The sequence below is a fragment of the Actinoplanes sandaracinus genome, from assembly GCF_030009775.1.
In the GTDB taxonomy this organism is placed as follows: Bacteria; Actinomycetota; Actinomycetes; order Mycobacteriales; family Micromonosporaceae; genus Actinoplanes; species Actinoplanes sandaracinus.
On the sequence record NZ_JASCTH010000061.1, the window covers coordinates 1 to 18195 of the forward strand.

The window sequence follows — 18195 nt, forward strand, 5'->3', positions numbered from 1 at the left end:
AGAACACTGCGCGGCGATTAGCGGCGTTGATGGCGCTGCTCGTCACCGCGTGCGGACTGGCCGTCGCTCCGACGCCGGCTACCGCGGCCCCCCGGCTGCTCGCCGCTCCCGGCGACTCCGGTGACGACGGCGAGGGCGGAACCAAGTCACTGATCGAACAACTCGAGAAGGCCTCCAAGGGATTCATCGAGGCCAAGGCCAAACTGAAGACCTCCAAGGAGCAGCAGGCCAAGCTGACCGAAGAACTCAAGCGCCTGGACGCCGCTGTCGGTCCCCAGCAGCAGACGCTCGACATGCTGGCGGCCCAGGCGTACACCGCCGGCCGTGCCGGGCCGATGGCGGCGCTGCTCGGCTCGAACTCGGCCGACGGGTTCCTGGACCGGGCCGAGACCCTGGCCGTCGTCGCGGCCGACCAGAACCAGGCGATCGAGGACCTCAAGACCACCCGGGAGTCGCAGCAGAAGGCCAAGGACGCCCTCGACATCGCCATCAAGGACCAGCAGAACCAGGTCACCGTGATGGCGAAACAGAAGTCGAACGCCGAGGCCGCACTGAAGAAGGCCAACCAGGGCGCCGACGCCTCCTCGCCCTCCGACGGCGGCAACAGCGCCGACGCCGACCCGGCTCCGAGTTCCGGCTCCGGCTGCACCCAGAAGGACCCCACCGGCACCGGCGGCTGCCTCACCCCGCGCACACTGCACGCGCTGAAGCAGGCGCAGGCGGACGGCTTCACCCGGCACACCAAGTGCTGGCGGAAGCAGAACAGCGGCGAGCACCCCAAGGGCCAGGCCTGCGACTTCGCCGCGCAGAAGGGCGGCTTCGAGGGAGACGCGACCGGGGGCGACAAGACCTACGGCGACAACCTGGCGAACTACTTCATCAACAACGCCGACGATCTCCACGTGCTCTACGTGATCTGGTACCGCCGGATCTGGCTACCGGGCGGCGGATGGAAGTCGTACAGCGGAGCGGGTGGCGACCCCGCCAGTGACCACACCAACCACGTGCATCTGTCGATCAACTAGGGCCACACCGGGGGTGCGAGGCCGACCTGCGGAGGGCTCGTACCCCGCGGCTCGTGGGAAAGTCGCTTCACGTGGTGCACCGGCCGGCCTCGGAGATCTTCGGATGGTTGTGTGTCCGGGTCACTGTCTATGGCGGTGAAGATGTTGTTGAATTCGCGTTGACTGGTGCTCTGTGCTCCGCTGTTTGTCGCCACGAGTCGGTGTTCGACTTGCCATTGGTCCGTGGCCTGATGCGCCCTGCTTGGCATCTGCGACAGCACGGCATTGCAGTACGTCTTCGCCGCCCATCCCGAACGGCAGCGCGAAGTTATCCGGTCAGCTCCACCCTGGCAGCCCTCAGTTGGTGCGGTATGCCGAGAGGATTTCCATGGCTTGGTCGGCGCCGTGGTGCAGGACGGTGAGGTCGTCTTCGGTGAAGGTGCGCGGTGCGACGTCGATGATGCAGTGCGCGCCGAGAACGTGGCCGCTGTCGTCGATCAGTGGTACACCGGCGTAGCTGCGGACACCGATCATGTCCAGCAGCGGGTTGTCGGCGTGGACGGCGTCGGTGGTGGCGTCGATGAGGCAGTACGGGCGGCCGGCGAGCACGGTGTGGGTGCAGAGCGCCCATTCGGCCGGGGTACCGAGTGCCTCGTCGATCCAGCCGGTGACGCCGTGGGCGCCGAGGAGGAACTGGGCGCTGTCGAGAACCATGGAGACCAGCGAGATCGGCGCGTTCAGCTGGTGGGCGCTGTGCGCGGCGATGGCCTCCATCCGGGCTTTTAGCCCGGGGTGGAACAGGCCGTAGCGGGCCAGCTGGCTCATCCGGGCCGGCTCACCCAGCCGGGCGAACAGGTCGGTCGTCGTGTTCATGCGGCGCTCCTGGTGGTGGTGGCCGTGTTGGTGTGTGCGGCGAGCCGGATGCCGATGGCGTGCGCGCACAGCCTGCTGACCGGGTCGAGGGCGGTCATGGCCCGCAGTAGCTGCGGTAGGGCGTCGTCGCTGGTCTCGTGACCGGTGAGCTGGCTGGTGCGCAGCAGCTTCGCCCAGATCGGGGCTGCGGCGTCGCCGTGTGAGCGGTGGACCGCGTCGCGGGCGTCGGCCATGCTAGGCCGCCGCAACCCGGCGGGTTCGGTCGCGTCGGCGGCCGGACTGATGGAGGAATGCGCGGCCGTCCCGCACGGTGATGCCGACGCGGTGGTCGGGGCGGGCGGCAGGGTGACCGTGACAGTGGTGCCGCCGCCGGGGGTGTCGCGAAACGACAGGGTGCCGTGGTGCGCCGCGATGATGCGCTGGCAGGTGGCCAGTCCGATGCCGGTGCCTTCGACGTCGGTGTGTACGCGGGTGAACAGTTCGGTGACCTTGGCCCGGTCGGCGGGCGGGATCCCGCGGCCGTTGTCGGCCACGCTGATCGACTGAATTCCGCCGGTGAGAGCGGAGCTGATCCGGATGGTGCTGCGCCGTTGCGGGTGGCGGTACTTCACGGCGTTGCCGATCAGGTTCTGCAGCAGTACCCGCAACTGGGTGGCGTCGCCGATGACGGCAGGGAGCTCGTCGACGTCGATGCGGGCGTCGGCGGCGGTGATCGCGTCGTGCAGGTCCTCGAGTACCTGCCCGGTGATGTCGGACAGTGCCACCGGGACGAAATCGGGAGCGCCACTGACGGCGGCGTGCGCCAGCACATCTTCGATCATGCGCCACATCCGGGTACTCGACGACATCACACGCTGCAGCATCCACGTCGCAGTCTCGTCGTCCGCGACGGCGGGTACCTCGGCCAGCGAGCTGATGAAACCGAGCACACCGGTCAGCGGGTTCTTCAAATCGTGGCTGACCTGCCCCGCGAACTGCTGCAACGCGGTGTTTGACCGCAGCAGTTCCTGATGAGTGGCCTCCAACTCGGCCAGGGTCTGTTCCCGGTCGCGCAAAGCCTCGGTGAGCAGGCCGGAGTGCCGGCGCAGCTCCAGCACGTCGACGACCATGCGCGCCAACCGGTCCAGCCCGGCACGTTGCACCGCGGTCAGCTCCCGGACCTCGGTGTCGAACACGCACAACGTGCCGATCACCTGGCCGTCCCCGACGCGGAGCTGGCTGGCCGCGTAGAGACGAATGCTGTCCATCGTCCCGTCAACGTGCGGGTTGTCGGCGAATCGCGGGTCGGTGCTCGCGTCGGCGAGCACCACCGCGGCCGGCTCCAGGATGCTGATCGTGCACATCGAGTCACCCCGGTCACACACCTGCGGCGCCATGCCTACCGCGGCGACCTGATGCTGATACTGCGCTGCCGTGATGTTGACGACCGCCCGCGCGGTGCCGCACACATCCGCCGCCAGTTGCGCGATCAGCTGCAGATCCGGTTCCGGGGCGCCGTCGACGATGTCGTACGCCGCCAGCGCCGCCAGCCGTGCGTCCTCGTCCGCTGGCACCGGGAACGGACGCCGGCTGGTCACGATGTCGGTCACAGGCACTCCTGAACACGTCGGGGACCTACACGATCGACCGCGGCACCCACTGACATGAGAAAACCCCCACCGGCTGGGTATCGACGTCATCACGATCGTCACCCCGGTCCGTGGCGAGCACCCCGGCCATGCCACCGGACCGCGCCGGCCGCACCGTCCTGGTCGTCGAGGACGAACCCGCACTCGCCCGCATCGTCGCCTGGATCCTCACCGAAGGCGGATACCACGCCGTCGTCGCCAACAACGGCCCGAGGCCCTCGGCCTCGCGGCCTGGCACCACTGCGAGTCGGTAACAGAACGGCTCTTTCGCACGCCCGGCAATAGCGGAAGCGATCGGCTTCCTGTAGCGGTCCGCTCTTGCTTAGGCGTCGCCGCCCTACGGGCGGCGGCTTCCGGCTGTCCGGTGCAACCACCCTGGCCGGGTGGCCCATGCGTTGATCAACCGGTCGGCCGGAAAGTGCCCGGGAGTCACCTGTACGCGCTCATCACACCTCACAACGCGATTGTGTACTTAACAGACAAATCATACGTTTCAGTGGCACGCCGGATCCGGCTCACAGCGGCCGGTCAACCGCATCCACACTTCGTATAGGGGCTTGTCATGCTCAACGCCATCGTCACGGGAACCACACTGCTCGCCTCGCTCGCGGCGACCGTCGTGCCGGCAGCCGCGGCGCCCGCGCCGCTGCCGGTCGACAAGATGGTCATCGACGTCGTCTCCGCCAACGGCTCCGGCTGCCCGCTCGGCACCGCGGACGTGATCGTGTCGCCGGACAACAAGGCCTTCACCGTCACCTACAGCGAATTCACCGCGCAGGTCGGTGTCGGCGCGAAACCGCTCGACTTCCGCAAGAACTGCCAGCTCGGCCTGAACGTCGACGTCCCGCAGGGCTACACCTACGCCATCGCCCGCACCGACTACCGCGGCTTCGCCCGCCTGGAGAAAGGCGCGTCAGCGACGCAGTCCTCGTTCTACTACTTCCAGGGCGAGGCACAGACCCATCGGTCGCGCCACAACTTCACCGGCCCGGCCGACGGCGACTGGCAGCGTACCGACAGCATCGGCATCAGCTCGGTGTCGTTCCTGCCGTGCGGTGAGCAGCGCTACCTCAACGTCAACACCGAGCTCCGCGTCAACGCCGGCTGGTCCGACAAGAAGAAGACCACCAGCTTCCTCACCATGGACTCCACCGACGGCAACCTCGACACCGTTTACCACGTCGCCTGGAAGAAGTGCTGACACGCCACCCTGCGGGGGCCCTTCGTACCGAAGCTCCATGCCCGCCTCCTCGGACGCGCACCGCCCTCCCCAATGGCGGTGCGCGTCAATGGCGGCGGCAACGTGCCCCAGTTCCTCGGTTGGCCCGCCGGACGGGTGCTCGAGCGAGGTCCTCAGCTGACGGACGGAGGATGCGGGAAGGACATCCGGACCGAGGTGAGGCCGCCGCTGGTGTCGGTGGCCAGGATGTCTGCGGCCTGCCGTGCCGCCCACAGGCCCATCGGGTCCCTGGGCTGCTTCGGTGGACGGTAGCCGGCGTCGGGCGGGATCCGCCGGCCGCCGTGATCGTCGGCCTGCACGACCAGGTTGGTCTCGTGCCGCCACGCCCGCACTCGCACCGGCGTGCGGCCGTGCCCGAGTCCGTTGGTCACCACCTCGTTGACAGCGACCAGGACCTGCGCGAGCGTCGCCTGCGGGAGATGGTGCGCGGCTGCCCACCGGCCGAGCGTCGTCCGGCACGTGGTCAGCTCGGACAGATCACACACGACGGTGTCGACCTCAACATGCGGCGGGACCGGCGCCAAGGGCCGCAGCCGATCATTCAGGAACTGTCCCGGCGGAACATAAGTCGCATTGGGCAGGCAACCCCGCTCGGTCCATTCCTCGCTGTGAACCTGGCGCATCTCCTCGATCACCCCGGCCGGATGCGTGCGCTGATCGTAGACGCAGGTCAGTGGGGAGCCGAAGGCTGGAAAGATCTCGTTGTAGAACGCCTCGTAGGGCAGGTAGGCGGTCAGCCGCTCGCCCGCGTACCCGGGCTCACCGAAGACGTGCACCCGCCGACCGTGGGCTGATTGCTCACGCAGATGGCGCATAAATCCGCTGTAGGCGAGACCGAGCTGCCGGTAGAACTGTTCTTGAGCGCCCCACTCGAGGCGATCGGCGGCATCTCCGAGGCCCTGCCGCAACACCCGTTCGGTGTGCGCACCGACCACCAGCAACACTGGTTCACCGCCGGCCGCGTGCCGTCGCAACACCGGCACCAGCACTTTGTCCAGGGTGTCATCCGCGTCGATCACCAGGACACTGTGGTGGCATCGTAAGCCGTCGAGCTGGGCAGTCATGAGGGCTCCTCATGGGTCAGCACGAGACCGGGAAGTTCCTCGAACCCGCAAAGCTCCAGGGTTATCGTCATCCACGGTGAGCACCGAACACGTACGACGGTGTTCGCACTGAGCGCGGCGGCCCCGAACCGTGCCAGCATCCGGACACCGCCCGCGTCCAGGAACGTGACCGACCGGCAGTCGATCACGGTGACCGGGCCGGAGATTAGCGGGAGGACTCGCTGCTCGACCAGGGAAACGTTGGCAGAGTCGATCTCCCCGCCGAGCCGAACTTCGGCGCTCGCCCAGACCAACTCGCAACCGCCGAGAACCTCGGATTGTCGCTCCACATGCGTCGCCGCCGTCGTCTATCGTCCAACATCAACGCCATTAAGGCGCACATATCAGCATTGACCCCAGGCGAGCCCGCCGCAAGGGGTCAGGCCCGGCCGCGCCGCCGCCGTCGTTCTGCTGTTCCCGGAGAGGTTCTGACTGCCGGCTGGATCCTCGTCATCACCCTGATCGTTGCGCCGGGGATGGTTTACCGGCCGTTCGGTGGCCACCTGTACCGGGTGGTCACCGGGGCGCGCAGCAGCATCGGCGAGCGGGGCGTCTACCGCCTGGTCGGCGTGAACCCGTCAGCGGAGCAGAGCTGGGGCGTCTACATCCGCCGCGTGCTGGGGTCAGATGTCGAGGTCTTCCACCGAAGGCTCGTCCCGGATGGTCCGCAGCGCCAGAGCGTAGAGCTCTGCCGGTAGCAGCGGTTCAAGCTCTTCGGCGGTGTCGACGACGGTGAAGACGGCCTGTGCCGGGGTGCGCATCCACGCCTGATCGGGAGACCAGTCGCCGACCCAGCCGCGCCATCCGGTCGACCACTTACGGCTGTGCTCGGCGTTGGGTCCCACCGGCGTGTGCAGTTCGGAGTGGGAGTGGTGCACGGCGAAGCGGCCCTTGCTGGTTCGAAACAACGAGTAAGTCTCGTCGCCCTCGTTGCCCGACGTGGTCCACTCGCCGAGGGCGACGCCCAGGAACCGCTTGATCGAGGAATTGCCGAGACCGACCTTGACGGTGATCTCGTCGAACCCGGACCGTTTCGCCTGCTCTAACTCGACCAGGCGGCGGAGTGCCGTGACGATGGCGCCGGACAGGTTCCCCCCGGTCAGTTCCTGAGCCTGCTGCAGCAGCGGGAGGTCGTCGTCGGCAATGTAGATGGTCTTGTTCGGCATTCATCTCACCTCTGGACACGAGTGTACTCATACGTGTACTACTGCGTACATGCATACGTACATAGATACACCGCCGTGCCCGGTCGAGGTCGAGGATCTCGCTGTCGCCTACGGCAAGGTCACCGCCCTGGCCGGCCTCAGCCTGCGGATCGACGCCGGCACGGTCATGGGCGTCCTCGGGCCCAACGGCGCCGGCAAAACCACCTTGATCAGGGTGCTCTCCACGCTGCTGCATCCGAGCAGGGGCACGGCACGAGTGATGGGTCACGACGTCGTCCAGGACCCGTTGCCGGTTCGCCTGGCCATCGGGCTCGCCGGACAGTACGCCGCCGTCGACCAGGAACTGACCGGCCGGGAGAACCTGGAGATGATCGGGCGCCTGTACCGGCTGCCCCGCGCCGAGGCCCGCCGCAGGGCCGGTGAGGTTCTCGAGCGCTTCGATCTGACCGCGGCGGCAGACCGGCGCGTCGGCACCTACTCCGGTGGCATGCGACGCCGGCTCGACCTGGCCGCCAGCCTCACCGGCCGTCCACCCGTGCTGCTGCTCGACGAGCCGACCACCGGCCTCGACCCGCGCTCGCGACAGGAGCTCTGGGCCATCGTGGACGAGTTGCGCGCCGAGGGCACCACCGTGCTGCTCACCACGCAGTACCTGGAGGAAGCCGATCGGCTCGCCCAGCGCATTGCCGTCGTCGACGCCGGAACGGTGATCGCCGAGGGCACCCCGGCCGAGCTCAAGGCCGGCGTCGGCACCGACGTCCTGCGGATCCGGCTACATGAGCCGGCCACCACCGCCGCTGCGGCACCGCTGCTGGCGGACCTCGCCGCCACCGGAACCACCGTCGGCGCCGACTGCCCTGCCGGCGAACTGACCGTACGGGTCACCCGACCGGACGCCTCCGCCGAAGCGCTCCGGCGGCTGGACCACCGGGGCCTGCACGTGGCCACGATCCAACTGACCCAGCCCAGCCTCGACGACGTCTTCCTGACCTTGACCGGCCGGACCACCACCTCGCCCGCCCTCGCCGAGGAGCTCCGATGACCACAGCCACCACGACCCGCTCCGGCCTGGCCGCACGCTCCGGCCGGCAGCGGCTGACACCCGCCGCCGTGCTGCGCGACAGCCGCGTGCTCGCCGCCCGCCAACTGCGTAAGACTCTGCGCCGGCCGACCTACATCGTCTTCTCGTTCATCCAGCCCGTCATCTTCGTGCTGCTGTTCCGCTACATCTTCGGCGGCGCCATCGACACCGGCGCCACCTCCTATGTCAACTTCCTGATGCCCGGCATCATCGTCCAGACCGCGGTCTTCGGCGCTCTGGTCACCGGCATCGGCCTGACCGAGGACCTCGGCAGCGGCGTCGTGGACCGCCTGCGGTCGCTCCCGATCGCCCGGTCAGCGGTGCTGCTGGGCCGTACCGCCGCCGACCTGATCATGAACGTATGCACCCTGATCGTCATGATCGCCGTCGGCCTGCTCGTCGGGTTCCGCCCCACCGGACCGGCCTGGCAGCTGGGCGCAGCGTTCCTGCTGGTGCTCACTTTCTCATTCGTCTTCTCCTGGATCAGCGCCTGGATCGGACTGTCGGTGCGCAACCCCGAGACCGCCCAGTCGGCGGGCTTCATCTGGGTGTTCCCGCTGACGTTCGCCTCCTCAGCCTTCGTCCCGACCGACACCATGCCCGGCCCGGTCCGGATGTTCTCCGAGCACAACCCGGTCACGCTCGTCGTCGACGCGGTCCGCGGCCTGGCCATCGGTGGCCCCCCACCAGCCGGACCCGCAGCCGGCGCGCTGCTCTGGCTCGCGGTTCTGCTGCTTGTCTTCGTACCGCTCACGGTGCGCGCGTTCCGCCGCGCCTGACGGCCCGTACCCCGATGCGCGTATGCCCCACGTGTGAACCTGCGTAATGCGGGTCCACCTCGTTGAAATGCCGTTGAAGGACGAGCCACGGTGACATGCCTCCCGGCAGGTGATCTTCGAGGTGGACCCGGACGAACCGGTGCAGGCGGCCCGCCGCCGGGCAGGCGACGGATGTTCCGGCGCGATCCGTCTTGGCCAGGCTGTCGGGGTCGAACCGAACTCCCTCCGGCCTTGCGCTGAGAGCGGCGTTGTCGTACTGAGTCTGCGATTGCTCTTGGCCCACCGATGCCGCCGGAGCGGCCGGCGGCGCCACGGTCGCCGCGTCGATCGTGATCCTGATCAAGGTGCTGTGCCTGGTTGCGGGTCACCAGGCACAGCACATCCGGTCCGCACTGCGTGGCCGGCCATCGACGGCAGGTCTGTTCCCGGAGGGAACCGGTGCAGCGACTACCGGTTCGCCGGGTGCGATGACCTGCTCATGATGTTGTCGCGCCGTTCGGTGAACCAGCGCATTACGTCCAGGGCTTGTGCTGCCGGATCCGGGATCGGCTAATTGAGTCGGCTTGGAGCACGGTTGCTGCGTTTCCGCTAGTCCGTTTCTCCAGGCCGCTCGCCGAACCTGCCGTACGCGTCTCCGCGCAACGGGCTCTCCACGGTTGCTCTCGTCACGCGCTGTCGGGTGCGGGCCAGGGGTGGGGCCAGCCACCACCACGACAGCGTCGAGGTACGGATCATCGACCACGGGGCCCGAGGGAACGGAACGCTGGTGATCTTGGCGGCGGGCTGGGTTCCGGAGATGGCCACTCAGCGCGGGCACCGTCGGGTAGGCATGGGCGGGGAAGGTCATACTGGCGCGGTGCTTAGTGCGGCTCTGCGGTCTGTGCGTCAGCGGCTCCGACGGCGGTTGATGGTTTTGGTGGCACTGGTAGCGGTGGCGTGGGTAGCGACGAACGTGTGGCTGATCGCGAGTGCGCCGTTGGAGGGCGAGCCGTCGCCGCAGGCGCTCGCCGCCCAGGTCCGGGCGGCGGTGGTGGCGCGGGATGTGGACGCCGTACGGCGGCTGGTGGTTGATGCCCCCGAGGACGACGAGGTTCTGGCTGCGATGTTGCGGTCCGCGTCGTGCGGCGGCGCGAGTCCTACGGTCGCCGTGGTGCAGCGGCAGCAGGCGATGATGTTGGAGCTGGCTGCCGGGTCGGGGTCGTGCGGCATGCTGCCGATCGCTGAGCACGATGGCCGGTGGCTGGTCGATCTGTGGGCCGCCGCGGTGCGCTGAGACCTGCCGGCTCGCACGGGTGCCGCATGGCGGCCTGGTGGCCGGGTCAGAGCCAGCCGGCGCGGCGCAGGATGCGGTACAGCACCACCGCGCTGATGAGCATCAGGGTCAGTACGCCGGGGTAGCCGTAGCGCCATTCGAGTTCGGGCATGAACGTGAAGTTCATCCCGTAGACGCCGGCGATGGCGGTCTGCATGGCGGCGATGGCGGCCCATGAGGCGATCTTGCGCATGTCGTTGTTCTGGTCGATGGTGACCTGTCCGAGGCGGGCTTGCAGGATCGAGGCGAGCAGTTCGTCGTAGCTGGTGATCTGTTCGACGACGCGGGCGTGGTGGTCGGCGACGTCGCGGAAGTAGCGGCGGACCTCCTTGGGCAGCTGGTGGCTGTGCCCGTCGACGATGCCGCCGAGAGGGCGTTGCAGGGGCAGCACGGCGGAGCGGAATTCCAGCAGTTCGCGTTTGAGCTGGTAGATGTGTTCCACGCCGATGCCGGGAGTGCGGGTGAACACAGCCGCTTCGACGGCGTCGAGGTCGGTTTGGACGGCGGCGGCGATGTCGACGTAGGCGTCCACGATCCGGTCCACGACAGCGTGCACCACCGCCCACGGTCCTTGCGCTAGCAGCGCCGGTCCGGCTTCCAGATCGGTGCGCACGGACGTGAGTTCTCCGACGCTGCCGTGCCGGATGGTGATCACGAAGTCGCCGCTCACGAAGATCCGCACGGTGCCGGTGTCGACGACCTCGCTGGTCTCGGTCAGCTCGGCGTGTTCCACGTACTGGGCCGCACGCAGGACGAGGAAGGAGACGTCCTCGTAGCGTTCCAGCTTGGGCCGGCGTTCCTGCTGCAACACGTCCTCGACGGCTAGAGGGTGCAGCCCGAAGACGGCGGCGATCTCGGTCAACATGGCTTCGTCGGGCTCGTACAGGCCCAGCCAGACGAACGCATCCGGTTCCCGACGGGCCCGCTCGTACAGGGCAGCGATATCCGGAGCCCCGGGCAGCCGGACGCCGTCCCTGTACAGCCCGCAGTCCACCAACGCCGGCCGCCGCGCCCCGGTCTCCGGCGCAGCAGCCGGGACCGTCTTGTCGCCGCCTGACGTCGCGGCCGCCAGACGGCGCCCGAGTGCTCCCCTCACGACGGCTTTCTCCTTCGGTCCTTCGCCGGCATACCCGAGGCCGTCCGAAGCCCCGGCACCGCACCATCTGGGCCCGGCCTCCGTCACGGCTGGCCCACGCACCTTAACCGGCCACCTCGGCCGTGACGCTGCCACGGCCCGGCCGCCTCACCCCATGATCGGACCGTTTGCCCGATCTGTGGGCCTGTCACGTCTACGGTGTCCCTCTTCCGCGAGTGTCCAACGCGTGGTCCAGCAGGGGCCAGGCGGGTGGAGGTTCCCGGTGCCGGCGGTTCGCCGTGCAGTGAGACCGGTATGACTCCGCTCCGTCGCGTACGCCAAAGGCCTCACCTGCTGCCCTGGCTGACGAGAACACCGCGATCACTCTCGTGCCGACGAGAGTGTCCTCGTTCGGGTGCCGCGAACTATTGCGCCGACCGGACCTCAGCAATATCGGAACGGCGCGCCGACAATCGCAGTTCTCCGTTGGGCATGAAATCTATGGTTACTGCTTCAATTACGGAGCCCATCTCAGGAAAGTCTGAAGGTGTCGGATGCTCCGGACGAGCCTCCGCAAGCAGCGCGAAGTCGATGAACGCTGGTACTCGTGCCGCTGGGTCGACAATTTCAACATCCACACCGAACCGGCCACGGTGAGCCGTCACCTCGCAGGCCACGGCTTGAAACTGAGTCAACCCCGCCCTTTCCATTCCCATGCTCGGCTGCCCACCCCGACACCCTCTCATGCCGATGAGAGTGCGTTTCCGCGTGGCAATTCGTTGCCAGGGCGGCATCAACTCGCAAGCCTTCACCTCGGGGACAGCACGGGTGCATTTCTCAGGTCGTTCTGAACGTCAGCACCAATTAGGGTGCCGATTGATTCAGTCGTCCCGCGCCAACGTGGCGACCCAGGATTGCCCGGCATCCAGACTTGCGGGTTGTCGTAACCCACTGCCGACGATCGCTGCGTCAGTAGAGCGCGGTATGCCTGGTGCGGTTCCGTGAATCTGTCCATGAGCGGGAGCCCTTGGTTTTGGACTGCTTTCGCAGCATCGGCTATACAGTCGTCCAAGTTCGATCCGTCCGGTAGTACGTACCAGATGTCCGGGCGGTCGGGGCCGGCTTTGCCGTAGGGATGGAAAAACGGCTGCCGCACAGACTTACCCAGGATGAAGCGGAAGGTGCAGTGGTACTCCTTCGGTCTCGTGGTCGCGATCTCCTCCGCGCAGGCGTAGAAGACGGCGGCTTCGACACCGAAGGAGAACGTCGTACACCCGATCCCATCTGCGGTGTAACTACTGAAGGATCCCACCACAAGATGATCAATAGTGTCGTCGTGACTCCGCCACGCCCGACGCCCAGTAAAGCTGTGAAAGCCCGCATCGCGAAGCAGCGGCCGGATGCGCTCCCGAACTGCCTGATCGACCCGCTTACCGTCCATAGGCCCTGCATAGTGCGTGCCAGCTGACGGTGGCAGCCGAATGGCGATAAGGCCTGAAGTTACTCACATGCCGCTGATCGCGCTCCCGCGCGGGCGGGGCCCGGGGCGACCAGGCTGGTGACCAGTACGCTTCATCGGTGCCGGATGACGAACTCGCGATCAAACTCACCAGAGACCAGGCTCTCGTGCTCTCCGACTGGCTCGACCGGATGATGGGCACCGCGGCGTTCGACAACCTCGTCAACGAGGAGCGCGCGGTCTGGTCTCCGCTATACTCGATCGCTGGCACGCTGGACAAGTCGCTTGTCGAGATTTTTATGCCGGACTATTCCGGCCGCCTTCACAACGCCCGCGAGCGGCTGCTGGATAGCCTCGGTGATATCGGTAGGCCGCCTACCGAGCAGTGACAGGTGGCCAGCGTCCGAGACATCCTCTTCTGGCACCCCTCTGTGTCAAGAGGCGGTGAGGAGCGGTGTTCTAGGCTGGGGTTCGGCGGGTCCGGGAAGTGACTTCTCCGAAGTGTCGATCTTGGGGTTTGGGTCGGCCGCGCTGGATTGCAGAGTCGCCCCCGCTTGTCCTCCCGGGCCCGTCGCCAGCCGTTTGGCGTCGGCGACCATCCGTTTGTAGACGATGTCGGACAGGCGTCGTTTCAGTGCCCGCATCGCTTCCATCGTGGTCTTGCCTTCGGCGAGTTTGCGCCGGTAGTAGCGGCGGCCTTCAGTGTCGTTGCGGAGTTGGACGACGGCCATGATGTGCAGGACCCGGTTGATGCGCCGGTTCCCGGCCCGGGACAGCCGGTGCCGGTTCTGGTCGCCCGATGAGGCGTCGATGGGTGCGGTGCCGTTCCAGGAAGCGAAGTGGCCGCGGCTGGTGAAACGGCTGACATCACCGATGTCGCCGATCAGGCGGGCAGCGCCGGACGGGCCGATGCCGTGCAGCTCTTGCAGCCGGCTACCGGTCGACGTGATGAGTTCGGTCAGCTCCTGGTTCGCGACTTTGATCTTCTTGTCGACGGTCACGAGTTCGTGGATGAGTTCGGAGGCGAGCCAGCGGCGGGTCTTGCCGGCGACGTCGCGTGGCCGGACGGTGTTGAGCAGCGCCCGGGCTTGCTGGGCGGACAGGAATTTCTTCGCGCCGCCGGGGATCAGTTCCAGCAGTAGGTGATGCAGCCGGGACACGATTTCGGTGCGGGCGCGGCCGAGCTGGTCACGGCGGTCGACGAGCAGGCGTAATGCCACGGTGGTGTCGTCGACGGTGACCTGCCGCAGGGCGGGGGTGCGCAGGGCGACGACGGCGACGCTGTGGGCGTCGACGGGGTCGGTCTTGCGGCCTTGTCCGGTGGAGAAGACCCGGGCCCGGGCCGACAGCTTCGCGGGCACGTCCAGGACGGTCTCGCCGTCGGCGACCAGGCGCTGGGCGACGTGCCGGCCGATGCCGTTGCACCCTTCGACGGCCCAGATCCGGTCGGTGTGCCGGCGGCCGGCGGCGAGCATGGCCTGGTAGCCCGGCGTGTCGGTGCCGAACCGGCCCTTGTCCAGGACCCGTTCGCGCTGGTCGATGACCTCAATGGTGGCGGAGCGTTTGTGCGGGTCTACGCCGATGATGACTTGGCCCATGTGGCTGCCTCTCCCTCGAACCGACAACGTGTCGGCGGGAGGGCAGCGCTACTTTGAGCTGGGCATACCCCTCTTGAGCCACTCCGCGCCGCGGTGACCGGCAGGCGCATGCCAGATGAGAGTCACACCAAACCAGCGATGGACAGCCGCGAGCGAGCGATCCCACCGGTCACCTCGACCAAGCCTGGCCGGGCTGCGGTCGTAGATCAATGAAACAAGTAGCCGCGAGTCGCGCGCCTTGGATCGTCACGGAGGCCTGCGTCGGTGGGTGTGCGGTCGGGCGAAGTCGGGCGTGGCCATCGAGTCTTGCCCGCAAGCGTCATCCGGTGAGAACTCGCTGGCGTTCACGCCAAGATCTCCTAGCCTTCGGCTCATGACTTCTCCATTGCGTGCCATCGTGCTCATCAAGGTCAAGCCGGGGCGCCGTGCCGAACAAGAGGCAGCATTCGCGGCGCTGGCTCCGGTGGTGCGTGCCGAGCCCGGCTGTCTGCGCTATGACCTGCATGCCGTCGAAGGCGAACCAGATCGCTTCGTATTGATCGAAGAATGGATTTCTTCGGAGGCATTGCAAGCCCACGACGACTCGGAGCACATGCGCAAGGCCGATGCCGCGAACGGGGCGTTCCGGTCAGGGCCAGCTGAGGTGCTTCTCCTGGAATCGACGCCTGTCGCGTAAGGGGGGTATGCCGTCGGGGGGGTCACCCCGGATGATGACCTTGCCTCCGGTGAAACCGCAGATACCGACATGCTCTTCTAGCCGCCGTCCGGGCACTCGATACCGTTGCAGTGTCGCTGTCGGGATATGTTCTCGTGGATGACCACCCGTGAGGGCCGCCCGTTGCTCTACTTGGACGTCGATGGCCCGTTGATCCCGTTCCGCGCCCGACCCACCGAGCACGGGCCCACCTCGAGGACCGCCACAGTGCCAGGGCAGGCTTCGGGTAACCCGCTGGTAGACCGTCTCGACCCTGCGGACGGGCGCAGATTGATGGCGTTGGGATGCCAGTTGATCTGGGCCACGACCTGGATGGCTGACGCGAACGAAATCGTCGCGCCTCGGCTCGGACTGCCGGAACTGCCTATCGTCGACTTCCCGGACGACGAAAGCCCCCAGCACGGGCTGCACTGGAAGACGAAGCCTCTCACCCAGGAAGCAGGTGACCGCCCGTTCATTTGGCTCGACGACGAGATCACCGACACCGACCAGCGATGGGTCCGCACCCATCATCAGGGACCGGCTCTATTGCACCGCGTCGACCCGCTCGTCGGCCTCACCGACGCCGACTTCGCCGCGATCCGCCGGTGGCTTACAACTCGATAGCAGGGGCTCAAGAGTTAACTCTCATGCCGCTGATAGCGCTTGCTGCGCGCGACGGCGCGGACCGCGCGCGATCATCAGAGAAACGGATCCCAGATCCAGCGGGCTGATGCCCGCGTCGAGGTGAATGTGGGCACCGTTCGCGGCGTGGGCATCAGCGAGCGAGGCGCATCCGGGCAAGGTCGTGGAGCCCCGCAGAGTCGTCGGAAGCCTCCACCGACCCGTTCACCACTTCCACGGTGACGGTCCCGCCCTTAGCAGGAGCCACGACTCCGGCTGGCGGGTCGTAAACCTGCACAGGGAGAGTTCGGCCTGATGGGCATCAGCCTCCCTCATTGCATACCGTTGACGCTCCTGGCCGCAGGCAGTCGAGTGAAATGCTGGGGCCCGATGGCTGCGCGGCTATCGGTTGCGGGATGGCCCCTGAGCCCCGATGTAGGCATCGACCGTCGGACAGGACTCCGACGGGGCCCATCGGTGCAACGCCTTGTCCCATGCGAACGAATGAGACGAGACATCCCCGGGCCGCTCGGAGCCGAACCCCGTAGACGATGTCGTACTCCGGTGACTCTCCGACGTACTCGGCCAGCCGGACATCGGCATCGAGATAACCCAGACGGTGCAGCGAGTCGCGGACCAGGGCGACATCCGACGCGGTGCCCGATCGCGGTCGTGAACACGAGAAGCGGTCCGTGCATATCGCTGCGGTCACCCCGCTGTTGATGGTCTCCGCCTCGGACCTGGCCGGCAGCGTGCCCGAGAATTGACTTCGGTCAGGATCGTGAGCGAGCAGGTATTCGCAGTCTTTCGCATCCTGATTCAGGATCGCTTCCTGCAAGACACGGGGATCGACTGGCCCTCCTTCGACGAAAGAGCCCCTCAACGTCCCCGGTGTGCAACTCGTCGGACGAGGTGGAACTTCGCTGGACGTGCTTGCGGGCATCGAGCGGGATGCCGGATGCCACAGCAACGCCGTGGCGGCTACCCCTGCGATCGCCAACAGGGTTACCGCGGCGGGGAAACCGAAGCTGCGGGATTGGCTGGCCTCACCGCCGAAGACGAACACGAGGCCACGCTAGCCACTTCAGGGTGCGGCAACGGTTGCCGACAGGTAGCGAGCCTGGTCCGACAGAGGCATCACTCCGTGATGCGCCGTGCGCACCATTGCCAACAAAAGTTGCACCCAAACGCACTGCGAGAAGGACCCCTGCCAACTCTCAATCGCAACGCGCTCACATGCCGCTGACCGGGCACGTTAGCCAGCGGCGAGCCGTCACACTGCGTGCCCGACGTTCCGTATTATCCGGTGTCCTGAACTGAGCCGATCGTGCACACCAGCCAGCGGCGGCCCGTCACGCTCGGTGGTCGCCAGCATGCCTGCCCGAGCCGGCGTGCTGAAGTAGCCGAAGAGCGGGCGTCTGGTGCCTCGGCTACTTCACCGTGCGGAAGGCCTCTGCCACTGTCCGGGCCTTGCCACTTCGCTTTCACCCCGGGCCAGCGGGCTAGCTAACCCGGTGTACCAGTAGCGGTGGCCTTTCGCGCCGGCGCCGGAGATCCGCTGCCATGCCTGTTTTGGTAGGCCGGCTGCGATGTGGTCGGCCCGTTGGATGCCGAGGCCGGTCGGTGCCCGGTGTGAGCAGGGGACCGCGAGGACGTAACCCAGCCGGTGGTCGCGCAGGGCGGCGGCCAGGGCGGGGTCGCCGCCGTAGGCTTCGTCGCCGGTGACCCACCGGCATGGCAGGTCGCCGGCTACCGCTGTTTCGATCAGACGTCGTGCCAGCTGCGGTTTCGTGGCGAAGTCGACGGTGTCGGGGATCCCGGCGCCAGTTCTGCGTTGTGGGTCGTCGGTCCAGGCTTTCGGCAGGTAGAGAGCGACATCGACCAGGGTGTGACCGTGCGGTGAGGCATAGGAGAGATGCACGGCGAGCTGGCAGTTCCCGATCTTTCCGGCGGTGCCGGAGTACTGCCGTGGGACGCCGACGGTGTGACGGCCCTTCTTCAGATCGCCGGTTTCGTCGATGACCAGGATCGCGTCCGGATGCCCGAGTCTGCGGGCGACGAAGTCACGAACGTCGACGCGCACGAGGGTATCGTCCCAGCTGGCTCGGCTGATCAGGTCTTGCATGCCGCCGGGGCCGTCGTCACCGGCGTGTTCCGCGATCGTCCAGCAGTTCTTCGTCGGCAATGGAGCGAGCAGCCCCGACATGAAGTTCCGTACTCGACGTCGTGGTTCCGGCCGGGCAAAGCGTGCCTCGATCGGGTCCATCAACTCGCCGAACAACTCTGACCATCGCTGAGCGTCTACCCTGTAGGCGGCAGCCACCGCCGTTTTTGATGTCGTCACAACCATCGAGACTCGACGGTGGCTGCTTGCTGTTCCCGGATAAAACCACACCATCACGGCAGGTCAGAACGGATCTCCTGCTGGAGTACTAGTAGTGCTTTGTCATGATCCGCGTCGTGGGCGTCGTTTCCGTTGTGGGAACGGGGTTCGGCAGGTGGGGCAGGATCCGAGGAGATGGACCAGCAGGAGCTGCAGGCGTCGGAGTACGGCGTAGA

Annotated in this window: 16 protein-coding genes and 1 pseudogene; 9 read left to right on the forward strand and 8 right to left on the reverse strand. The window is 67.1% G+C overall.

Annotation, left to right across the window (positions count from 1 at the left end; all coding sequences use genetic code 11):
• On the forward strand, window positions 1–1025 hold a 1025-nt coding region (locus QLQ12_RS45770; protein ID WP_282767367.1), incomplete at its 5' end, for a coiled-coil domain-containing protein.
• Between the two features lie 336 nt (window positions 1026–1361).
• Here the strand turns inward: QLQ12_RS45770 and QLQ12_RS45775 are convergent.
• Together QLQ12_RS45775 and QLQ12_RS45780 are read right to left on the reverse strand one after the other, a co-directional pair.
• A complete protein-coding gene (locus tag QLQ12_RS45775) occupies window positions 1362–1877 on the reverse strand; it encodes a GAF domain-containing protein (RefSeq protein WP_282767368.1) in 516 nt (171 codons plus the stop codon).
• Window positions 1874–3466 carry a sensor histidine kinase gene (locus QLQ12_RS45780; RefSeq protein ID WP_282767369.1) on the reverse strand — a complete coding sequence of 531 codons (1593 nt, stop codon included), beginning with the start codon at window positions 3464–3466 and terminating at the stop codon, window positions 1874–1876. The genes QLQ12_RS45775 and QLQ12_RS45780 overlap by 4 nt, the downstream gene beginning before the upstream one ends.
• Before the next feature lie 110 nt (window positions 3467–3576).
• On the opposite strand from QLQ12_RS45780, the gene QLQ12_RS45785 reads away from it, so the two are divergent.
• Entirely contained in the window at window positions 3577–3759 is a 183-nt protein-coding gene (locus QLQ12_RS45785) for a response regulator (RefSeq protein ID WP_282767370.1), read from the forward strand.
• A gap of 308 nt (window positions 3760–4067) precedes the next feature.
• A complete protein-coding gene (locus QLQ12_RS45790; RefSeq protein WP_282767371.1) occupies window positions 4068–4706 on the forward strand; it encodes a DUF4360 domain-containing protein in 639 nt (212 codons plus the stop codon).
• 152 nt (window positions 4707–4858) lie between these two features.
• Here the strand turns inward: QLQ12_RS45790 and QLQ12_RS45795 are convergent, their stop codons facing one another.
• The 3 genes from QLQ12_RS45795 to QLQ12_RS45805 all read right to left on the reverse strand — a co-directional run bounded on the left by QLQ12_RS45795 (window position 4859) and on the right by QLQ12_RS45805 (window position 7014).
• Window positions 4859–5809, reverse strand: coding sequence for a sensor histidine kinase (locus QLQ12_RS45795; protein ID WP_282767372.1), 951 nt, complete (start codon window positions 5807–5809; stop codon window positions 4859–4861).
• Window positions 5806–6138, reverse strand: coding sequence for an STAS domain-containing protein (locus tag QLQ12_RS45800; protein ID WP_282767373.1), 333 nt, complete (start codon window positions 6136–6138; stop codon window positions 5806–5808). Before QLQ12_RS45800 ends, QLQ12_RS45795 begins: the two co-directional genes overlap by 4 nt.
• 333 nt (window positions 6139–6471) lie before the next feature.
• Window positions 6472–7014: an EXLDI protein gene (locus QLQ12_RS45805; RefSeq protein ID WP_282767374.1), complete on the reverse strand. Its 543-nt coding sequence runs from the start codon at window positions 7012–7014 to the stop codon at window positions 6472–6474.
• A gap of 49 nt (window positions 7015–7063) precedes the next feature.
• On the opposite strand from QLQ12_RS45805, the gene QLQ12_RS45810 reads away from it, so the two are divergent.
• From QLQ12_RS45810 to QLQ12_RS45820, 3 genes are all read left to right on the forward strand, one after another.
• Window positions 7064–8056, forward strand: a complete 993-nt coding sequence (locus tag QLQ12_RS45810; RefSeq protein ID WP_282767375.1) for an ATP-binding cassette domain-containing protein — start codon at window positions 7064–7066, stop codon at window positions 8054–8056.
• Complete coding sequence (locus QLQ12_RS45815) at window positions 8053–8874, forward strand: ABC transporter permease (RefSeq protein ID WP_282767376.1); 822 nt, start codon at window positions 8053–8055, stop codon at window positions 8872–8874. Before QLQ12_RS45810 ends, QLQ12_RS45815 begins: the two co-directional genes overlap by 4 nt.
• 916 nt (window positions 8875–9790) lie before the next feature.
• On the forward strand, window positions 9791–10147 hold the full coding sequence (locus tag QLQ12_RS45820) for a hypothetical protein (RefSeq protein ID WP_282767377.1): 357 nt from the start codon (window positions 9791–9793) through the stop codon (window positions 10145–10147).
• Window positions 10148–10193: 46 nt separating this feature from the next.
• On the opposite strand, the gene corA is transcribed toward QLQ12_RS45820, so the two are convergent.
• Window positions 10194–11282 carry a magnesium/cobalt transporter CorA gene (corA, locus tag QLQ12_RS45825; RefSeq protein WP_282767378.1) on the reverse strand — a complete coding sequence of 363 codons (1089 nt, stop codon included), beginning with the start codon at window positions 11280–11282 and terminating at the stop codon, window positions 10194–10196.
• Between the two features lie 1557 nt (window positions 11283–12839).
• On the opposite strand from corA, the gene QLQ12_RS45830 reads away from it, so the two are divergent.
• The gene (locus tag QLQ12_RS45830) at window positions 12840–13109 is read left to right on the forward strand and encodes a hypothetical protein (protein ID WP_282767379.1); all 270 of its coding nucleotides are present in this window, start codon (window positions 12840–12842) and stop codon (window positions 13107–13109) included.
• Between the two features lie 45 nt (window positions 13110–13154).
• Here the strand turns inward: QLQ12_RS45830 and QLQ12_RS45835 are convergent, their stop codons facing one another.
• The gene (locus QLQ12_RS45835) at window positions 13155–14318 is read right to left on the reverse strand and encodes an IS110 family RNA-guided transposase (protein WP_282767380.1); all 1164 of its coding nucleotides are present in this window, start codon (window positions 14316–14318) and stop codon (window positions 13155–13157) included.
• A gap of 373 nt (window positions 14319–14691) precedes the next feature.
• Here QLQ12_RS45835 and QLQ12_RS45840 point away from each other — a divergent pair, with 373 nt between their 5' ends.
• Both QLQ12_RS45840 and QLQ12_RS45845 read left to right on the forward strand, forming a co-directional pair.
• Window positions 14692–14994, forward strand: a complete 303-nt coding sequence (locus QLQ12_RS45840) for a putative quinol monooxygenase (protein WP_282767381.1) — start codon at window positions 14692–14694, stop codon at window positions 14992–14994.
• A 138-nt stretch (window positions 14995–15132) separates the two neighbouring features.
• Window positions 15133–15639 (forward strand): HAD domain-containing protein, encoded by a 507-nt coding sequence (locus QLQ12_RS45845; protein WP_282767382.1) that lies wholly within the window; start codon window positions 15133–15135, stop codon window positions 15637–15639.
• A gap of 1519 nt (window positions 15640–17158) precedes the next feature.
• On the opposite strand, the pseudogene QLQ12_RS45850 reads toward QLQ12_RS45845, so the two are convergent.
• Window positions 17159–17902 (reverse strand): annotated as a pseudogene (locus tag QLQ12_RS45850) (IS701 family transposase); the annotation flags it as partial.
• Window positions 17903–18195 lie beyond the last annotated feature (293 nt).